Annotated in this window: 15 protein-coding genes and 1 tRNA gene; 3 read left to right on the forward strand and 13 right to left on the reverse strand. The window is 50.7% G+C overall.

Going from position 1 to position 18972, the window contains the following annotated elements:
- Nucleotides 1-6: 6 nt before the first annotated feature.
- The 6 genes from L3556_RS10320 to sfsA form a co-directional block, all read right to left on the reverse strand.
- Complete coding sequence (locus L3556_RS10320; protein ID WP_338405722.1) at nucleotides 7-558, reverse strand: late competence development ComFB family protein; 552 nt, start codon at nucleotides 556-558, stop codon at nucleotides 7-9.
- Between the two features lie 147 nt (nucleotides 559-705).
- Nucleotides 706-1098 carry a thiol-disulfide oxidoreductase DCC family protein gene (locus L3556_RS10325; RefSeq protein ID WP_277867190.1) on the reverse strand — a complete coding sequence of 131 codons (393 nt, stop codon included), beginning with the start codon at nucleotides 1096-1098 and terminating at the stop codon, nucleotides 706-708.
- Nucleotides 1099-1122: 24 nt separating this feature from the next.
- A complete protein-coding gene (locus L3556_RS10330) occupies nucleotides 1123-4272 on the reverse strand; it encodes an efflux RND transporter permease subunit (protein WP_277867191.1) in 3150 nt (1049 codons plus the stop codon).
- Nucleotides 4273-4281: 9 nt separating this feature from the next.
- Nucleotides 4282-5490 (reverse strand): efflux RND transporter periplasmic adaptor subunit, encoded by a 1209-nt coding sequence (locus L3556_RS10335; protein ID WP_277867192.1) that lies wholly within the window; start codon nucleotides 5488-5490, stop codon nucleotides 4282-4284.
- A 158-nt stretch (nucleotides 5491-5648) separates the two neighbouring features.
- Nucleotides 5649-5960 carry a DUF3593 domain-containing protein gene (locus tag L3556_RS10340; protein ID WP_277867193.1) on the reverse strand — a complete coding sequence of 104 codons (312 nt, stop codon included), beginning with the start codon at nucleotides 5958-5960 and terminating at the stop codon, nucleotides 5649-5651.
- A gap of 52 nt (nucleotides 5961-6012) precedes the next feature.
- Nucleotides 6013-6750 (reverse strand): DNA/RNA nuclease SfsA, encoded by a 738-nt coding sequence (gene sfsA / locus L3556_RS10345; protein WP_277867194.1) that lies wholly within the window; start codon nucleotides 6748-6750, stop codon nucleotides 6013-6015.
- A gap of 144 nt (nucleotides 6751-6894) precedes the next feature.
- On the opposite strand from sfsA, the gene L3556_RS10350 reads away from it, so the two are divergent.
- Together L3556_RS10350 and L3556_RS10355 are read left to right on the forward strand one after the other, a co-directional pair.
- Nucleotides 6895-6966, forward strand: a tRNA-Gln gene (locus L3556_RS10350).
- 108 nt (nucleotides 6967-7074) lie between these two features.
- Nucleotides 7075-7881: an HAD family hydrolase gene (locus L3556_RS10355; protein WP_277867195.1), complete on the forward strand. Its 807-nt coding sequence runs from the start codon at nucleotides 7075-7077 to the stop codon at nucleotides 7879-7881.
- A gap of 8 nt (nucleotides 7882-7889) precedes the next feature.
- On the opposite strand, the gene L3556_RS10360 is transcribed toward L3556_RS10355, so the two are convergent.
- The 7 genes from L3556_RS10360 to L3556_RS10390 form a co-directional block, all read right to left on the reverse strand.
- On the reverse strand, nucleotides 7890-8246 hold the full coding sequence (locus L3556_RS10360; RefSeq protein WP_277867196.1) for a YtxH domain-containing protein: 357 nt from the start codon (nucleotides 8244-8246) through the stop codon (nucleotides 7890-7892).
- Nucleotides 8239-8562, reverse strand: coding sequence for a hypothetical protein (locus L3556_RS10365; protein WP_277867197.1), 324 nt, complete (start codon nucleotides 8560-8562; stop codon nucleotides 8239-8241). Before L3556_RS10365 ends, L3556_RS10360 begins: the two co-directional genes overlap by 8 nt.
- Before the next feature lie 22 nt (nucleotides 8563-8584).
- On the reverse strand, nucleotides 8585-9826 hold the full coding sequence (locus tag L3556_RS10370) for a hypothetical protein (RefSeq protein WP_277867198.1): 1242 nt from the start codon (nucleotides 9824-9826) through the stop codon (nucleotides 8585-8587).
- 63 nt (nucleotides 9827-9889) lie between these two features.
- The gene (locus L3556_RS10375) at nucleotides 9890-10462 is read right to left on the reverse strand and encodes a DUF4126 domain-containing protein (protein WP_277867199.1); all 573 of its coding nucleotides are present in this window, start codon (nucleotides 10460-10462) and stop codon (nucleotides 9890-9892) included.
- Between the two features lie 46 nt (nucleotides 10463-10508).
- Nucleotides 10509-11060, reverse strand: coding sequence for a shikimate kinase (locus tag L3556_RS10380; RefSeq protein WP_277867200.1), 552 nt, complete (start codon nucleotides 11058-11060; stop codon nucleotides 10509-10511).
- Between the two features lie 180 nt (nucleotides 11061-11240).
- Complete coding sequence (locus L3556_RS10385; RefSeq protein ID WP_277867201.1) at nucleotides 11241-12578, reverse strand: hypothetical protein; 1338 nt, start codon at nucleotides 12576-12578, stop codon at nucleotides 11241-11243.
- A gap of 101 nt (nucleotides 12579-12679) precedes the next feature.
- Complete coding sequence (locus L3556_RS10390) at nucleotides 12680-14947, reverse strand: hybrid sensor histidine kinase/response regulator (protein ID WP_277867202.1); 2268 nt, start codon at nucleotides 14945-14947, stop codon at nucleotides 12680-12682.
- 276 nt (nucleotides 14948-15223) lie between these two features.
- Here L3556_RS10390 and cobN point away from each other — a divergent pair, with 276 nt between their 5' ends.
- Nucleotides 15224-18925, forward strand: coding sequence for a cobaltochelatase subunit CobN (cobN, locus tag L3556_RS10395; RefSeq protein ID WP_277867203.1), 3702 nt, complete (start codon nucleotides 15224-15226; stop codon nucleotides 18923-18925).
- Nucleotides 18926-18972: the final 47 nt, after the last annotated feature.

Here is an 18972-nt window from a genome sequence, read left to right on the forward strand (position 1 = left end):
GGGAGATTAATTGCGGCGGGGTTCTTCGTAATCCGTAGCGTAGGTTTGCAGCAGAGAACTGACTTGCGAAAAGACTTCCTTGCCCGATTTTTGTCCGATTGCCGCCCGCTCTGGGTGAAATTCGGGACGAGCCATACTGTTCTCGATCGCTTCCCGAACCTGGGTTGTAATCAAATCCATTAATTCTTCTTCGGCCCGACGACGCTGATATTGGGCCCCTTCTTCGGTGGTGGCATAGAGGGGGGGGAGCCGGTTCAATGCATAGGCGGCAATATCCCCTAGATCGAGGGCGCAGTCCTGCTCGGCTTCAATGACGGCAATGCGGGTAATGGCCTCGGTGAGCACTAATTCTTCCATGACATTAATGAACTGCTTGCGGGGAACAGCCACCACTTGTCCTGTGAGTAAGGCTCCCATCAAACGATCTAGGGCCATGTATTCATTGACCGATAGTTCGGTGGCCTTATCACAAATACGGCCGACTTCCGCTTCTTGGGTTGGGGTCAAATACCCATTCCGTAAAGCCTGCTCAACAATGTCCTCAATGCCCATCGTCATCAGTACTACTCCAGCCACGACATCCGAGTTCTTGATATTTTCTATGGATATTCCTATCCTTAGGAAATCAAAAATATGCTACTACACTATACCGATTGTATGTTAAGGACGGTGTGGTCTAGTGATTAAATTATTAAAATACTGTGCCTATTCCCTAGGGCGATCGCAGCCACCATAGCAGTCCTGGCGTTGTCCAAACCATTCATAGCGATGATCGCGGATCAGACCATAGAGATAGTCTCCGCTAGGTTTGAGCCACGGTACGGCACGATACACCTGCATGAGGCCATCCCCAGCCGGTAATAAAGAGATAATTTTTTCGGCAGCATCACTTCCCTGCCAGCGATTTTCCGGATTCTCACCCTCTAGGATGATCATTCCCCCCTGACAATTCTCTGGGGTTATTTGCCAGCGTTCTAACTCCGCCTCCGCCTGCATTGGTACATAGGCAAACTGATTACTCTGATCCACCTGTTGCAATAGACGGACAAAGGTGACGCAGAGATTACAGAGACCATCATAGATAATCACGTAATTCATAAAGACTATTCTAGGGGGACTGGTTTAGGGGGATTGGGGATCTGGCTCCGATTCTGGCGGTTTCTTGCCAAAGCGTTCCCTGAAGTAGTCCTCGCCATCCTTCACTAAGATGTAGATGACAGGGACTAAAAAGAAACTCAAAAACGTTGCCGCAATCATGCCACCGGTAATGGCGGTTCCCAAGGAGTGACGGGATTTAGCCCCAGACCCCGTGGCAATCACCAAGGGAAAAACCCCTAAAATAAACGAGATTGCGGTCATGAGGATGGGGCGGAGTCGTTCCTCTGAGGCATTAATCACCGCTTTAACCGAGGATACACCCTTGGATTCTTTAATTTGATTGGCAAATTCTACGATCAGGATAGCGTTTTTACTGGCTAAACCAATCAGCATCACCATGGCAATTTGGCAGAACACGTCATTATCCAGTTGCCGCAGCCACTGAGCTGCTAACGCACCCATAATCGCCAAGGGGACAGACATAATGATAATGACCGGATCCACATAGCTTTCATACTGGGCTGATAGCACTAGGAACACGAAAACCAAGCCCAAGCCAAAGATTAAGGGAGCTTGTCCCCCTGATTTTGTCGCTTCTAGGGATCCACCGGTCCAGGCAAAACCCATGCCTTGGGGTAAGACCTCTTGGGCAAGTTTGGCCATGACGGCCATTGCCTGATTTTCACTGAGGTTGCCCACGTTTTGACCTGTAACTTCAGCGGAACGGAAGAGGTTGTGGTGGTAAACAATGGGCGGCCCGGTAATCTGCTGAACGGTGACGAGGTTGCTCAAGGGGATGAGATTACCATCAAGGGATCGCACGTAAATCTTATTAATGTCATCGGGATTAGAGCGAAACTGCTGATCCGCCTGAATTAAGACCCGCCAACTGCGATCAAAGAGGGTAAATTGGTTAACAAATACCGACCCCAAGTAGATCTGCATGGCATTGAAAACATCTTGGATACTGGTGTTCAAGGCTAAGGCACGGGTGCGATCGATGTTCACTAAAAGCTGGGGCGCATTATTGCTAAAGGGCGTACTCACCCGACTCAAGCCAGGGTTTTCATTGGCTTTTTCAATTAACTCCGTGACCGACTCCTCTAAGGTATTTAGCCCTAGGTTCTGTTGATCCATCACCTGCATATCAAAGCCACCTAGGCCACTTCCCCCTAGGTTGATGGTGGGCACATTGGAGGCAAAAACTATGGCACCAGTTTCTCCTGCGATCGCCTTTTGTACTTCCGGCAAAATTTGATCCAGGGTTGGCCGCTCTGACCAAGGTTTGAGGCTGGTGAAAATGATCCCCTTGTCTGAACCACTACCAAAGAAACTAAAGCCGGCGATCGCAAAGGTATCAATCACCGTCGGATTTTTGGCGATCGTATCGGCGGTATCAAAGACAATATCACTGGTATATTCCAGAGATACCCCCTGGGGCGACTGAATAATGGTAACAAAGTAGCCCTGATCTTCCTCCGGCACAAACCCCCCAGGTACGGCCCCAAAGAGCCAGTAGGTAAAGACAAGGAGTAGGGCAAAGATGCCCATAACCAGGGGCTTAAACCGAACGATCACATTTAGGTTACTTTCATACCCCCGCCGCATCCCATCCAAGAATTGATTGATCCAGCGGAATAAAAAGAAATCATTCCCCTCCTGGTTGCCTTGGCGCAGTAATAGGGCACAGAGGGGCGGCGTTAGGGTCAAGGCATTAAACGTAGATAGGGCAATAGAGAAAACAATGGTCAAGGCAAACTGCTGATAGAGTCGCCCGGTCACGCCCGGCATAAACGTTACAGGAATAAACACCGCCATCATCACCAAAGATGTGGCAATCAAGGCACCCGAGACCTCCTGCATTGATCGGGTAGCCGCCTCCATGGGCGTTAGATTTTCTTCCTCAATTAGGCGGGTGACATTTTCCACCACCACAATGGCATCATCCACCACCAATCCTGTTGCCAATACCAAACCAAACATGGTCAAGCTATTGATGGAAAAGTCAAAGACATCCATGAAGCCAAAGGTACCAATCAACGATACCGGGATCGTAATCGAGGGAATGATCGTGGTTCGCCAGTCTTGCAGAAATAGGAAAATGACTGCGATCACCAAAATAATGGCAATAATCAGGGTAATGACCACTTCCTTGATGGACTCCTGCACCGCATCAGTGGTGCTAAAGCCCACCTGCCACTTGACCCCCGCCGGAAAGGATTTCGCTAATTCCGCCATCTCTTGGGTGACTAAGTCGAAAATATCGAGGGCATTGGCTCCCGCCAACTGATAAATGCCAATGCCGATAGCGGGCTGACCATTGAACTCAAAATTAGTGGTGTAGCTCTGGGCACCCAACTCCGTTCGTCCCACATCCCGCACCCGGATTAAGGATCCATCTTCACCGCGCTGGATGACAATATCACCAAATTCTTGTTCGCTGGCTAAACGACTTTCCGCTTGAATGGAAAATTGAAACTGCTGACCCTGGGGGGCGGGGGGAGAGCCAATAATCCCTGCCCCCACTTGAATATTTTGATCAGCTAGGGCCCGCACCACATCATCCGCGGCCAAGCCCCGACTTGCCAGTTTATTGGGATCTAACCAGATCCGCATCGCATAGGTTCGTTGACCAAAAATGGTGACCTGCCCAATACCCTCTAACCGCTGGAGAGGCTGCACAATAAACAGTTGGGCATAATTGCTTAAGAAAAGGGAGTCATAATTTGATCCCTCGTCGGCATAGACGGCCAAGGCTGCCACAATTTGGGTGGTGGCTTTGCTGACCGTTACCCCAGTGCTAATAACTTCCGAGGGTAACTGGGAGGTGACAGAGGAGATCAGGTTATTCACATCAACGGCGGCAATATCCTGGTCATAGCCCTCTTCAAAGGTAATCACAATACCGCTATTGCCAAAACTGTCACTGGTGGAGTCAATGTAATTCATCCCTTGCACACCATTGATCTGGGTTTCCAGAATCGTGGTGACATTGGTTTCCACGGTAACTGCATCTGCCCCAGCATAATTGGCATTCACCTGAATCGTGGGGGGAGTCACGTTGGGATAATATTCCACAGCCAAGTTAGGTAAGCTGATCAACCCCACTAGGATGATCACCAAGGAGCAAACCGTCGCAAAAACGGGACGTTTAATAAAAAATTCGCTAATCATTATGCGCCACTAGGATTCAGGGTTAATGGGAGAACCGTCACGGAGGCGTTGAATACCGGAAACCACAATTTTTTCACCGGGGTTGAGTCCTCCCGTGACTTGATAGCTATTCCCTTGAATGGGCCCGATTTGAATGGCTTTTTGTCGAGCCACCGTTTTACCGTCGGAGTCACTTTCGGCGACAAAGACAAAGTTTTGCCCCGCCAGATTGGTCACGGCCGTCGTGGGTACGAGGAGTCCGGGGCGTTGATCCCAGATTACCCGTGCCTGAATTTGCTGATCGGCTCGGAGGCTATTATTGCTGTTATCGTAGAGTGCCTTAATTAAAACCGTTTGGGTGTTATTGGTGGTAATGGGGGCGATAAAGAATACTTGGCTACGGCCGGCAACGCTGCCATCGGCGGCCAATAGCTCAACCTCTGTTCCTGGGCGAATATTAGATCCCTGCTCAATGGGAATTTGAATGTACACCTCCAGGGGTTGATTTTCCGTCAGGGTCATCAGACTGGTCTGGGTTGTCACAAAGTCTCCGACCCTAGGTGGAATGTTACCGACTATGCCTGTGAAAGGAGCCGTTACCTGATACCAGTTCAGAAGCACCGCCTGGGCTTCAGTGTTGGCTTGGGCCTCTTGAAAGACTTTTTCCAGTTGAATAATGGTGGCCTGCTGGGCGCGAATATCGGCCTCCGTGGCCTGGAGATTGGCTTGGGCAGTGCGGAAGTTGAGAATAAAGGATTGGGCTTGCTCCTTGGAAACGGCCCCTTCTTCAAAGAGAACCGTATACCGTTCTGCCTGAACCCGATTGAACTCTAGGGTGGCTAGGTCGGCCCGCCGTTGTGCCTCTAGGGCGCGCAGTTCTGCTTGGGCATTTTGAACATTGGCTTGGGCAGATTGAATTCCAGCAAAGCTACCGGCAACGACGGCCTGTTGCTGGGATGGATCTATTAAGAGCAGGGGCTGACCTTCGGCAACGGTCTGACCACTGTCAACAAAGATTTGTACAATACGTCCTGAGACTTGGGGGAGCACTTGAATAGATCGCCGGGATTGGAGCGAGGCATTAAACGTCGAGGTTTGGGCCAGCATATCCGATTGAACTGCGGCAACTTTTACTCCGGCGGCGGGGGGGCCCTCCTGCTGGGGCGATCGCCCACAGGCTGCTGTTCCTAAAATAAGACAACCCACAAGCACCGAAGAGACAAAACTATGCTTAGCCATATAATTAATGCCTCTTAAACTCCAACACGCCTCTTAAGTTCCAACACACGCAACGAATGATTACGTTTGATATTAATCATCCACAGTGTAGCCTAGACTTGGCTAATTCGTTAGCAGCTTAGATTTTTGTTGCTTAATCTTAATCGATTGGCCATCAACTATAGAGACTCATTAGGTTCTTCAGGTTTGGAGGGTAGACGATTGAGGGCTTGGCGAAATCCTAGGGCAACCAATACATTGGCTAGGGTTAAAAAGGCTTCAGCCCCACCGTGGAGAGTATCCACATTGGCTAAGGATGTGTGGTACACCCCCTCTGCATAGATGCCGACAGGAATGGTAATGCCCACAAAGAGTAGGGTTGTATAAAACCCGACCAGAGCTAGCCGTGGCATCTGGGGGGTACGGCTGAGAAAGTAGAGAAACCCTAGATAGGGAAATAGGGATAGGGCAAATAGAAGATTCGTCGCCATGGGAATGGATCCCCCTAAAAATGCAATCAAACTATAGCTGAAATCACCAAAATTAAATGACGAGGGTTCCTTGACCGCGATAGTAAATCCCCTGGGGTGTCACCTCAAACCGATAGGGCAAGACCTCTAATCCTGCCTGAATGGCTTGGCGCAACAGTTGGCCGTAGGTGGGATCCGCACTGTCCCCTGGACTAAAGCGATCGCAGTCGCCCCGATTAATAAAGTAGAGCATACACACCCGTGCCTCGGATACCAATGCTTGCAGTTCTCGCAGATGTTTTTGTCCCCGTGTGGTCACGGTATCTGGAAAGAGTGCCAAATCCCCCTGGGCCCAGGTAGTGCTTTTAACTTCCACGTAGACAGGGCGTTTTTGGCCATTGTGATCGTGGAGCAGAAAATCAACACGACTCCGTTCTTGTCCGTAGAGAACTTCGCAGCGAATATCGACATACCCCGCCAACTCTGGCAAAATTCCATCCTTCAGGGCTGCGCCAATGACTCGATTGGGTTGCCCCGTATTCACCCCCACCCAGATCGGAGCTTCTCCGTCGCTGACATTAATCATTTCCCAGGTGTAGGCCAGCTTACGTTTGGGATTGGTGCTGTGGGACACCATCACCGGTTGGCCAAGGGTAGAAATTCCGGTCATGGGGCCGGTATTGGGGCAATGGGCCGTGATCATTTCGCCGCTTTCGAGTTCAATGTCGGCAAAGAATCGCTTATAACGCTGTTTGAGGTAGCCCCGTTGCAGAGGTGGATAGGGATAGTACCAGTCGGTTTTGGATATCATGAAAGCTTTGGAGTCATGGAATCTAAGTGTAGAGCAGGGGTAGAGCGTAAGATCACTGTAGAACAGGGCTTAAAACTTTGATCAAAATTTTTAAATCTATTGAATCTAGTAGATTAGACTTGCTATGATAACCAAGCGATCCATTGGGGTGTCGCCAAGTGGTAAGGCAGCGGGTTTTGGTCCCGCCATTCGGGGGTTCGAATCCTCCCGCCCCAGTTTAGTTCCTCTGATTAGTTACTTTGAGTTTGGTATCTTGCGTCTAGGGCAACGTGTTCCTTGACTGTTGCCAATATTATTCATGATTTTTAAGTGGTGTATGTAGCCATGTCCCCCTTACCCGGTACGTTGGCCCTTGATTTTGATGGGGTATTGTGCGATGGATTGCAGGAACAGTTTTTAGTCAGTTGGCAAGCCTATGGCCAGTTGTGGCCCACGTCTCAACCAGAACCGGAGGCGGGTTTAGCTCCCCTATTTTATCAATTACGGCCGGTGATTACCGTGGGTTGGGAAATGCCCATGTTACTGCGGGCAATCATGAAGGGTTTTACCCCCCAAGATATTTTCTCAAATTGGTCGGTTCTCTGCGATCGCCTCCTCCAGGATGAGGATCTCAACGCTAGGGATCTGGGGCAATTGGTGGATCACCTGCGCGATCGCTGGTTGGCTAGGGATGAACAGGGATGGCTGGGCCAGCATCGGTTTTATCCTGGGGTAATTCAGACCCTAGGGCGATGGTTGGGGGAAGGGCAGGCCCAGGACGGCTTTAAGACGGTAATTGTCACAACCAAGGAGACGCGGTTTGTGGTTGCCCTATTGCGCCATGCCGGAGTCGAGTTTCCCCCGGAGTTAATTTTTGGCAAGGATCGACAACAACCAAAGACCGTCATTTTGCAGCAGTTGCAACAGGTTGAGGCGACTCCCCTCTGGTTTGTGGAAGATCGCTTAGGTGCCTTAAAAAAAGTAGCCGCCCTACCAACCTTGGAGAACATCGAACTATTTTTAGCGAGTTGGGGATACAACACGGTGGGAGATCGCCAAGACGCAAGCCAAGATAAACGCATTCATCTGCTGGACTTAGAGCAATTTACCCAGGGGTCTCAGGGGTCTTATTGGGCCACTTGGCTGGGTTAATGACTTAATTAATGGTTCACCGGGGTTGGTTCATCTTCGGCATCCTCAAACTCAAGGGCAGTTCCATTTTTCTCCAGGGATTGGCGATGCTGTTGACTGGCCTCTAGACCCACGGCGATCGCATCCTTGAGGCGATCCAGGGTATCCTGCCAACTTTGCTGGGTGGATTCCGATAGTCGTTCGCGGTGAATCTGTAAGCTACTGGACACGTCTTCGAGGAGTTCCGGTAGGGCATCCGCTGATTTTTGCAGTAATTTACGAGTTTCTTTCCCCGATCTCGGTGCAATGAGTAAGCCCACAACGGTGCCGATCGCCCCCCCCGCCAAAAGACCACCCAGAAAAAATCCTGATCGCTGACTACTCATACCGTTTTTTTCTCCCTTTACGCCATGGTCGTTGGGGCCACCGTTGTCCCATCCAGCTTATCAAGCCTAGGAAGCGGATGACTTTTCGCTGTTGTTTGCCTAGTTCAGGTAAGGTTTGCCGCAGACCGGCCACGCCCTTTTGACCAATAATAATCGCCTCTGGGGCCCCACCTAGGATATCGTGGGTACTGCGTTCAACATCATCGAGGGTGTGAGCAACCCCCCGTAAAATCCGCCGCACTTGGATTAATTGCAGGGCCGTCCACAGGGCCGCTAGGGCAATGAGGATATTGGCAATAATCACAATCCGTACCATGGCGGAATCCAAGATAGGGGGGTCACTGGTTCATCTTTTCATAGATTGCGACGGAGGAGGGGGAGCTACGGGTGAGATAGTTAAAGACCCAGAACTTAAACCAAGAATCCATAAAGACGGGAACGGTGGCAATAAAGGCATTGATCGCTGTGTGATTTTCAACTAAGCCAAAGTGACGGTATAGGCCCCCCAGTACAACATCCCAACCTTCAGGGGAGTGGTATCCCACAAATAGGTCGGTAATGAGAATGATTAAAAATATTTTAGTGGCATCATTTAAGCCCAAAAAGGTGCGACTGATAAACTGGCGGACGACAATCAATTCCTTGCGGCCCAGGTAGACCAACAGGACAAAACTAGCAAGGCCCAAAAGATCCGCAAAAATATTTTTCAGCCCATCAAGGGTACGATAGCCCGCTTCCTGGAATAGCTCGGTTGCCCGTTCCCGCAGGAGTTCTTCTCGCTTTTCTGGTGCTAGGTTTGGGGTAATTCCCAGGAGTTGGGCAATTTCTAGGGAATCTTTGTAGTTGGAAAATTCATGGAGAAATTCTTCGCTGATCTCGGCATTGGCGACAATTTCAGCCGGATTGGGCGATCGGTTCCAGTAGGCATCCAGGAGTGGCTCAAAAATGAGATTTCGAGTTGTAATTTGAACGATGAGGGGGACAGCAACCAGCAAAATTAACCAGCGAATGGCAATGGTCTGTTGTTTTCGCAGGCTTCTGAGTTCCCGAACCATATCCTGCTCGTATTCTGGATTAAGCTCCCGCCGGATTTGGGCGGCTCGATCTAAAAAGGAGCCGAATAAGCGTTGACTATTTTGTTTTTGCCCCATGGGAATAATTTGACTGGATTTGCTGATGGGGTCTGTGATGATGACTGGTTCAGAGGAGGCAGCGGTGGGGACGGGGGTTGAAATGGCTGGGGGTGGGTCGATCTCAGGGGTGGGTTGGGGCTGCCGGTATTTGGCAATGACCATTTCAATGAGGCCCAGTTTGGCTAAAATTTCCGATTCATGGGGATCATTAGTCGTATTTTGAAGCCAGCCACTGAGCTTAAACTGATTGAGATTAAAGTGAATTTTGGTGAGTTGTTGTTCCACGCGGGATTGCAAGTAGTCAGAAACTGTTTGCCCCATCTGGGCATCGTAGGCCACGGGTTCACCGTTGAAGTATTTATCTTCAATCTCCTTAAGGGCGATCGCCCCCTGGTAGGCTTTTTCTAAAGCTCTCAGTTGCCATTGGCTGAACCAGCGATTCAACATACAGGTTTATTTTTCTTCTTGGGTTGCAAATATATTGCCATTTTCTCCTCCCCATTTTAGTGATTATCTATAAAACTTCCTCTTCGTTTTATAATCTCGATAATTTTTAGCACTCTTTTGCCGCCAGTCCTTGGCACTGCGAATGGCCAGCCACAGCAGCAGTAGGGCAATGAGTCCCCCTTGGGTGGGAGCTTTAATGGCAAACAAAATGAGTAAAATGCATAGTAAATCCTGGGCCACTACCAGCCATCGGGGTAGGCCCCTCAAGCGATAGAACCAGCCAATTTGTACCAGTTGCAAAACAAATGCGAGCAGACCACCAATAATACCAATGATCCAGGTAGGAGTCTCGGTCAACTCAGCCACGGTCATTCCTAAGATGGCACCCACAAAGGGACTACAGATGACCTGGACTAAAATAACGAGGCGGTGTCCCCACACATTTCGATCAATAAATAACTCTAAAAATGACCAGCCTGCAAGCACTCCCACAATCCAGTAGGGGGAAAATTGGGATAAAATTGGCACCTTGGACCAAAGGGTCTCGCCCTGCAAAAGCCCGATGAGCAAAAGGGGAAGTGCCAAACGTAATCCCCCCGCTGCGGATGCGGAGAGGATAGCCAGAACTTCCAACATAAATGATTGAGTCCCCCTAATTCCAATGTGGCCCCCGTCAAGTGGGTTACTCTGCCAAAGCCTCTTGATCCTTCACTATGGCCGCTAGGGTATTAAGTAAGCGATCGCAAATGTCCTGAGCTGCTTCCTCCGATTGAATCAATAATTCCAAATCAGCTTGGGCGTAAAAACGTTCCCGTTCCGCTGCCATCATCTCTAAATGTTCCAAGAGAGGCTTGTCCCGTAATAATGGGCGACTATGATCCTGGGCAAGGCGTTTAGAAAGGATCGGCGGTGGCACATTTAGCCAAACGACTACACCTTGCCGTAAATAACTCCAGTTCATTGAGTCTAGAACAATGCCTCCCCCTGTGGCCACCACTAAATGATGGTAACTGGAAGCTTCAGCGAGGACGTTACGCTCTAGCTCCCGAAAGTAGGCCTCGCCCTGCTCCCTGAAAATATCTGTAATTGATTTTTTAGTCAGTTCTTCAATGAGAGTATCCGTGTCGAGGAAACGATACCCCAGGGTATGGGCTAAACAGCGGCCCGTGGTGCTTTTTCCTGCCCCCATCATGCCCACTAGATAGAGGTTTGCACCTTTTAGATTAATTGTCATGGGAATAGATTTTAAATAAATATCCAGAGAAGACTGCCACTAAAAATATATTCAATAATATATTCAATGTAGTGCCATTAGGAAATATGACGTGCTCTAGGCCAACTCTTTACAGTACTCCAACCATCTCTAGCTGATGCAGCACTTGGGGGATCACTTCACACCAATGGAATCTTAATTTTAAGAGTTGCCTTCTAATCGCTTGATCCACTCAGCATCGATTTTGTCTGAGGATTCGAGTTCCTGCTCAATCAAATCCTTTTCGCTCGTGTAGGCTAAGTCACTCTCACTCACATAGTTTTCTCCAGCGTATTGTTTTGCTGCTGCTAACTTTTGCACTAAAGTTGGACTGGGCCGCTCTAAAACGATGGCGTGGCGTTGACGTTGGGTATTGCGATCGCGGATGCGGCTATTCACTCCCAGCAGCCAGTAATATCGACCCAAGGGAATGCCTAAGAAACCAATGCCATAGGCCAACAACAGCCAGAAAATAGACTGGACAAAGGCAACGAGTCCCCCTAATTCTGCGGCAATGGTTCCATCCCCTAAAAGGGACCAGAGCATTAATGCCCCAATGAAGTTTACAGTCCCTAGGGCGATCGCCGCCATCACTTGACCACTGCTCGCCTGACTAAATTTCCATTGTTTCTCTTCCAGAATCGTGGGAATACTCACGGCGTTTTTGCGCTTTTTGCGAGCCGTCACTTGCAATTCTGGGAAATGGTAAATAATGTCACCACTATCTGTAACCTGGGGTTGACCATTGAAGCGGCTAAGGACTGGAATCATAAAATCTTCATCGCCATTAGGATCATTGGGAAGGTCTAGGTAGGGGGCCAGTTGTTCTGCGGTCACCGCTCCTTGAAATTTAACAATGGCTTGGCCAATGATTTGCCAGCGTTCCTCTTCTAAATTTTCATTGGGATTACCATCTCCAAATAGGAATGAATAAATCCCCTCTAAGAAGTTAAGGTCATTCTCTGATTTTTCTGGGTTACGATTCCCTCGCTGGCCCCGATCCCGTTGCCCCTGGGCGCCGTAGGAGCGACGACGACCACCCCCAAAGAAGTACCAAAAATCTGGAAAGAAGAAAACGTTAAAACCACCTCCACCGGAGCGACCACCCCCGCCGCGATCATTCCCGCGTCCCCCTTGGGTTGTCATCGCAATCAGAATGGCGGCGATCGCCAGGAAAATCAAAACGATTGAGACTACTAGAAAAATACCAAAGGAAGCCCGGATAATATAGAACACCACATTCCATATCTCTTGCCAGGCCTCTTGGAGGCGCAATCGCAAATACTTCGCCCGTAAAATTCCTCGGAAATCCTGGGGCAACACGTAGGCAATATCCCCGGTTTCGGCCACCTGAAGGGTGCCCCCTACATCGGAGGCAAGGGCCAATAGCTCCTGTTCTGCCTGACGGACATTCATTCCGGCCCGGGCCGCCACATCACCCACGGTGACTCGATACCCCAGTTGTTCCACTGCTGTCATGACTGCTGCATCTAAGGCCATCAGTCCCTACTCCCTAACTGGCTCTACTTCGATGGTAGCGAGATTAGAACATAAATACCCCCTAGGTTTGGATGGGTTTACCGTTCTTGAGGCGGCCACCCCTATCGTCTAGCCCTAATTTGTTCACTCCCCTGGAGGGGTTCCCTAGGGCCCAGTTGGCTTAATCCAGCGGTGATCTGATCCAACAGTTGCTCAGGATGAATAGGCAGAGCTAACCAACCATCCACAGCCCCATACCCCTTGAAAGTTGTATTGTCTCGATCTAAATCAGCTAAATTAGTCATTAGGAATAGTTTGACTTGGGCAGGGCTACAGTATTGACGCAGACGAGTCATCACCTCTTGGGCATCACAACTGGCCAGGTGTTGGGTAATAATCACACCCTGGGGGGTTAATTCTAAAATTCGCTTGATTTCCGCATCCACCATCCAAATCACCTGATAGCCAGCTGCGGTCAAAATTTCGCAGATCAGGGTGGCATTTTCATCGTCATCGTCAATGAGTACCAACCGTCCCTCTGGGCTAGAGTGGGCTTCTTCTAGGATGGCCAGGGCCGTTCCTGGGACATCGACAGAACGAGTCTCCGTCCCTAAGGATTCCCGTGGCAGGCTCGGCAATGTCACGGTGAACAGCGTTCCCTTTCCCTCGGAAGAGGACACCCCAATGGTGCCCTGGTGTAACTCCACCATTTGCTTGGTCAGAGCTAATCCCAACCCCACCCCGGCATAGGTACGGCCGTAGGAGGTATCTAGTTGCTGAAATTTTTGAAACAGTAGGGGCTGAAGATGTTCGGGAATACCAATGCCGTTATCTTCAACTTGAAAAATGACCCCACTGTCATCACACCAAACCCGCAAAATCACCGTCCCCGTACTTGGGGTAAATTTAATGGCATTACTGAGGAGGTTCAGGAGAATTTGTTGGATGCGATGATAATCTCCCCAAAAGCGATCGCGGCTGGGTGAAATCAAAATTTGACTGCGTAATTCTATTCCATGGCTGCGGGACTGTTCTTGCAATAAACGAAGACATTGCTGGGACACTTGTGTGAGGGAAAATTCACTACAGTTGAGCCGAGCGCGGCCGGATTCCACCTGAGAGAGGTCTAAAATGCTGTTAATTAATTCCAGGAGGTGAGTGCCACTGTCATGGATGGTTTGCAGGTAATGGCGTTGTTTATCGGTTAAGGGCCCCAAGGACCACCGCAGTAGGGTGGCGGACATGCCAATGACGCAGGTGAGGGGGGTGCGGAGTTCATGACTCATGGTGGCGAGAAAGTCACTCTTCACCCGATGGGCAGACTGCATGGAAATGAGGGCTTCCCGCAGGGCCTGGGTGCGCTCCGTAACCCGCTGCTCTAGGATTGCTTTTTGGGCCTGGACTTCTGCGTATAACTGGGATTGATAAATGGCAATACTCAGGTGATTACTCAGGTGTTGTAGAAATTCCTGCTCCTGGGGCTGCCACTGCCGGGGGCGATCGCACTGATGGGCAATTAAGACCCCCCAAAGATCTCCCTGCACTAAGATTGGTACTACTAACCAGGCTTGAATTTTGAGTTTCTGGATCAAATTCCCTAGACAGGGGGAATGGCCGTAGTGGGCTTGCATATCCGCCACCGCAATCAAGTCCCCAGAGGCCAACCGCTGCCAGCAGGCCGCCTGGCGATCGCCCCAGCAATCATCTGTCAGGCCAAGTACCGATTCTATCTGGCCAGAACTGAGGGACTCGTAGGTAATCGTACCGGTATCTAGACCCGTAAACTGACCTAGGAGGAGGCGATCCACCTGAAGAAATTGGCGGATTCGATCAACGGCGGTTTTGAGGATATCCGGTAATTCCAGACTTTGGCGGATTTGGGTCGTGACTTGATGCAAGAGTTTTTCCCGCTCGACCCGTTGATCTAAGGCAGTGCGAACCATGGGTTGGCAGGAGGTAGAGTAGGTCGATAGATCCGTGGAGATTATATTTAATAACCTGAAGGTGACTTGGGCCTGGGCCGTCCCCTGGGAATGTTGATCTGTTTTAGCTAAAGCATTCTGGGCACTGTAGACCCACCTTTGTTGAGACTGCCCAGGGGTTGCCTGATCTAAACGGGCCAAAAAGTGGGCGATCGCCTCGGAGTCGAAGGTTAACTGTAGACGATAGACCCCCGCCAAGTCCGTTTCTTCACCTTGGAGGAGAACCCCTAAATCGGGCCGGATCAAGACCGTAAACCAAGGGGGCTGAAAGGAACCGAGATTAATATCATCTTGAGATAAAATGATACTCCCTGGAGTTGCCACGGACTGAGATGCCAACTCCATGGCAAATTGCTCGTAGACAATTGCCGGTAGCACCCGATCGAAGGTGGGGAGAGAAGGAGTCATAGGCGCAGAAAATAGCGTCAATACAAAGTCATTTGCGGTGGGTCGGTTGCGGAGTTCGTCGAAGCTATCCCACGATCTTTGTTGTAGCTTGTCACTCTCCCCTAGAAGCTAAATACACTAAATTACTTAATTATCCGAATTATCCGATGGGGAGAAGGCATCAAATTGTTAACAGTTCGATCCTAATGTTAGGAAATACCGATCAAAACTTAATGTTTATTCATCAATAGCTACAAATCATTCCAAGTCAGTCCTGCCAAATCCTTAGAGAACCCAATGCATCGAATTCTCAGTCCTGCCACTGCATCCCTAGACGATCACCCCCAGAGTGTTGTTTTTATTCAACAGGATCCCGCCCCCATTATTTGCCTGACCGCAGCGGATACAGATATTACCCTGATTGCCCAAGCCCTGCCCCATCTCCCCGAAAATTTTCCAGACCTACGTTTAGCTCATCTTCTCAGGCTCCAGCAGCAAATTGTCATTGATGACTACGCCGAACAGGTTTTAGCTAAGGCCCAGGTGATTTTAATTCGTCTATTGGGGGGGCGGGCCTATTGGCCTTACGGTCTAGAGGTTGTTCAAGAAATTGTTACAAACCAAAGGAGCCAGTTGATTGTCTTGCCGGGGGACGATCGCCCGGATTTGGAGTTAATGAGCTTGTCCACCTGCTCCCTGAAGTCGGTAGATATCCTGTGGCAGTATTTCCGAGAGGGCGGCGTTGCCAATATCATTGAGGGATTAAAATTTTTAGCCCAGATTGGCTGCGATCGCCCCGATCAAATTCAACCCCCTAGGTCTATTCCTCGCTTGGGAACATATCGAGAGCCAGAAATCCCAGCTCTTGATCAACCCCAGGTGGGCATTTTATTTTACCGGGCCCACTATTTGGCGGCCAATACCCAGGTGATTGAGGAGCTTTGCAGGGCCCTTGAAGAGCGGGGATTAGTGCCTCGCCCCCTTTTCGTTCAATCCCTTCAGGATCCAGATATTCAAACAGAAGTTTTGCAGCAATGGCAGGGCAAGATTGATCTCATTTTGAATACAACCGGGTTTTCCTTAGCCCGATTTAGTCAGGAGCAGCCCCAACTCGGATTTTGGCAGGCCTTGAATGTGCCCGTGTTGCAGGTGATTCTCAGTTCCAGTTCCCAGAGCCAGTGGCAAGGTCAATGGCAGGGCTTAACGCCGCGAGACCTGGCCATGAATGTGGTACTACCGGAGGTGGATGGTCGGATTATTACCCGGGCGGTGTCCTTTAAGACCCTGGAGCAGATCCATCCCCAATTGGAGACCCCCATTAGCTCCTATCAAACCCTGGGCGATCGCCGCGACTTTGTGGCAGATCTTGCCAAAAATTGGGTCAACCTGGGACAAAAACCTCCGCAGGAGCGACGGATTGCTCTAATTTTGGCCAACTATCCCTGCCGTGATGGCCGCATTGCCAATGGAGTGGGCCTGGATACACCGGCCAGTTGCATCGCAATTTTGAATGCCCTGAAGGCAGCGGGTTATCACCTAGGAGAAAGTAAAGACATACCCGTGGATGGCCAGGCTCTCATTGAGCGGCTGACGGCGCGGATCACCAATGACCCCGAATCAGCATCCCTGCGGCCGGTGGATCAGCAGTTGAGTTTGGCCGACTACCAGGCCTATTTTGAGGCCCTACCCGATGAAGTTAAAGGACAGGTGTTAGACCGCTGGCCTGCCCCCGATCGCCCCATTCCCATCTCTGGATTTTGCCTAGGGAATATCTTCATTGGTATTCAACCCTCTAGGGGCTACGATCAGGATCCCAGCTTGAATTACCATGCCCCGGACCTAGAGCCAACCCCCGCCTACTTGGGATTTTATGCCTGGGTGCGATCGCACTTTCGGGCCGATGCCCTAATTCACCTTGGCAAACACGGAAATTTAGAATGGCTCCCCGGTAAGAGTATTGCTCTCTCCCAGTCCTGTTTTCCAGAGGTGGCATTGGGGCCCCTACCCCATTTTTATCCCTTCATTGTCAATGATCCTGGGGAAGGCAGTCAGGCTAAACGTCGATCTCAGGCAGTTATTATTGATCATTTAACGCCCCCCCTCACCCGCGCCGAACTCTACGGCCCCCTGGAGCAGTTAAGCCATCTCATTGAAGAATATTACGAGGCCGAACAGTTGGATCCGCCCCGATTAGCTCCCCTGCGCCAGCGGATTGATACCCTGATCCGGGACATTCATTTAGATCAGGATCTGAAGCACCAGGGCGATCGCAGCTGGGCTGATTGGCTCACCACGACGGATGGCTATTTGTGTGAACTCCGGGATGCCCAAATCCGGGATGGGCTACATATTTTTGGTCAATGTCCCCAGGGCCGCCAACTGCGAGATCTGATTCTGGCGATCGCCCGTGGTCAACATAGCTATGATGCTGGTTTAATTCCAGCCTTAGCTCAAGATCAAGGTTTTAGGGATAACCCCCTCCATGGGGATCCCAGCCACCCCGCCCCGGATTCCCAATACCGGACGATTGGCCAATGGCAAGCTGCCTTAGAAATCCAGGCCCAGGAGATCATTGATCATCTTTTAGGGGGCAACGACGGGGAACTGGAGATGGGCCCAGCCAGCCAACGTTCCCTGGCATGGATCCAAACCCAGCTATTACCGGCCCTGCAACAAACCCACCAGGAAATTGACCATCTCTTAAGGGGGTTAGGGGGAGGCTATGTCCCCAGCGGCCCAGCGGGAGCCCCCAGTCGTGGTCGGCCCGATGTCTTACCCACCGGCAGGAATTTCTATGCCGTAGATCTACGCAGTGTCCCCACGGAAACCGCCTGGGACATTGGCCGCCATGCCGCTGAACGGGTGATTGAACGCTACTGCCAAGACGAAGGGGAGTACCCCCGATCCTTGGGGTTGTCCATCTGGGGAACCTCCACCATGCGGACAGGGGGGGATGATTTAGCTCAGGCCCTAGCCCTTCTGGGTGTGCAACCGGTTTGGGATGGCCCCTCACGTCGAGTCGTGGATCTGGATGTGATTCCCCTCTCCCTGTTGGGGCGACCCCGGGTGGATGTCACGTTGCGGATTTCCGGGTTTTTCCGGGATGCCTTTCCCAATTTAATTGAGCTATTTGATCATGCCGTCCACCTAGTTGCTAATCTAGCTGAACCCCCAGAGCAAAACCCCCTCGCGGCCCAAGTGGCAGAGGAGACACAAACCTGGCAGGATGCGGGACTGAGCCAAGAACAGGCCAGAGAGCGATCGCACTTTCGCATCTTTGGCTCCAAACCAGGGGCCTACGGAGCCGGATTACAGGGACTGATTGAGGGGCAAAACTGGCAGGATGACCAGGACTTAGCCCGTGCCTATATCAACTGGAGTAGTTATGCCTACCAGGGCCAGGGGATTGGCCATACGGCCCCCGAAGCCTTTCAACAGCGATTAGGACAAATTCAAATCGTTCTCCAGAACCAAGATAACCGCGAACACGATCTCCTGGATTCCGATGATTACTATCAGTTTCACGGGGGTCTCACCGCCGCCGTGCGATCTCTTCAGGGCCGGCAACCCCAGATCTATTTTGGCGATCATAGCCGCCCGGATCAGCCCCGCGTGCGCCACCTCCAGGAAGAACTGGCCCGGGTATATCGCTCCAGGGTCATTAATCCCAAATGGATTGCCGGAGTCATGGGCCATGGCTATAAAGGGGCCTTTGAAATGGCGGCAACCGTGGATTATCTCTTTGCCTATCAGGCTACCACTCGCTGTGTTTCAGAGGAGATGTTTAACTACATGATGAGCGGTATTGCCGATGCCTATGTATTAGATGAAGCGGTACAAGCTTTTGTGCGCCAACATAATCCCTGGGCCCTCCGGGATATGGCAGAGCGGCTCCTAGAGGCCCACCAACGGGGAATGTGGCAAGGAGATCAAAATCGACTGGCGGCCCTAAGGTCTCTGATTCTAGAGGCGGAAGGGGTGATTGAGCAGCGGGGCTAGGTTGAAAAATTAGGCTAGATTAAAAAATAACCACCATCCTTTGACTA

The sequence above is a fragment of the Candidatus Synechococcus calcipolaris G9 genome, from assembly GCF_029582805.1.
Taxonomy (GTDB): domain Bacteria; phylum Cyanobacteriota; class Cyanobacteriia; order Thermosynechococcales; family Thermosynechococcaceae; genus Synechococcus_F; species Synechococcus_F calcipolaris.

Excerpts from the sequence above, each read along its gene's own strand:
- L3556_RS10320 (WP_338405722.1), bottom strand. The coding sequence starts at position 558 with ATGACGATGGGCATTGAGGACATTGTTGAGCAGGCTTTACGGAATGGG.
- L3556_RS10325 (WP_277867190.1), bottom strand. The coding sequence starts at position 1,098 with ATGAATTACGTGATTATCTATGATGGTCTCTGTAATCTCTGCGTCACC.
- L3556_RS10330 (WP_277867191.1), bottom strand. The coding sequence starts at position 4,272 with ATGATTAGCGAATTTTTTATTAAACGTCCCGTTTTTGCGACGGTTTGC.
- L3556_RS10335 (WP_277867192.1), bottom strand. The coding sequence starts at position 5,490 with ATGGCTAAGCATAGTTTTGTCTCTTCGGTGCTTGTGGGTTGTCTTATT.
- L3556_RS10340 (WP_277867193.1), bottom strand. The coding sequence starts at position 5,960 with ATGGCGACGAATCTTCTATTTGCCCTATCCCTATTTCCCTATCTAGGG.
- sfsA (WP_277867194.1), bottom strand. The coding sequence starts at position 6,750 with ATGATATCCAAAACCGACTGGTACTATCCCTATCCACCTCTGCAACGG.
- L3556_RS10355 (WP_277867195.1), top strand. The coding sequence starts at position 7,075 with ATGTCCCCCTTACCCGGTACGTTGGCCCTTGATTTTGATGGGGTATTG.
- L3556_RS10360 (WP_277867196.1), bottom strand. The coding sequence starts at position 8,246 with ATGAGTAGTCAGCGATCAGGATTTTTTCTGGGTGGTCTTTTGGCGGGG.
- L3556_RS10365 (WP_277867197.1), bottom strand. The coding sequence starts at position 8,562 with ATGGTACGGATTGTGATTATTGCCAATATCCTCATTGCCCTAGCGGCC.
- L3556_RS10370 (WP_277867198.1), bottom strand. The coding sequence starts at position 9,826 with ATGTTGAATCGCTGGTTCAGCCAATGGCAACTGAGAGCTTTAGAAAAA.
- L3556_RS10375 (WP_277867199.1), bottom strand. The coding sequence starts at position 10,462 with ATGTTGGAAGTTCTGGCTATCCTCTCCGCATCCGCAGCGGGGGGATTA.
- L3556_RS10380 (WP_277867200.1), bottom strand. The coding sequence starts at position 11,060 with ATGACAATTAATCTAAAAGGTGCAAACCTCTATCTAGTGGGCATGATG.
- L3556_RS10385 (WP_277867201.1), bottom strand. The coding sequence starts at position 12,578 with ATGGCCTTAGATGCAGCAGTCATGACAGCAGTGGAACAACTGGGGTAT.
- L3556_RS10390 (WP_277867202.1), bottom strand. The coding sequence starts at position 14,947 with ATGACTCCTTCTCTCCCCACCTTCGATCGGGTGCTACCGGCAATTGTC.
- cobN (WP_277867203.1), top strand. The coding sequence starts at position 15,224 with ATGCATCGAATTCTCAGTCCTGCCACTGCATCCCTAGACGATCACCCC.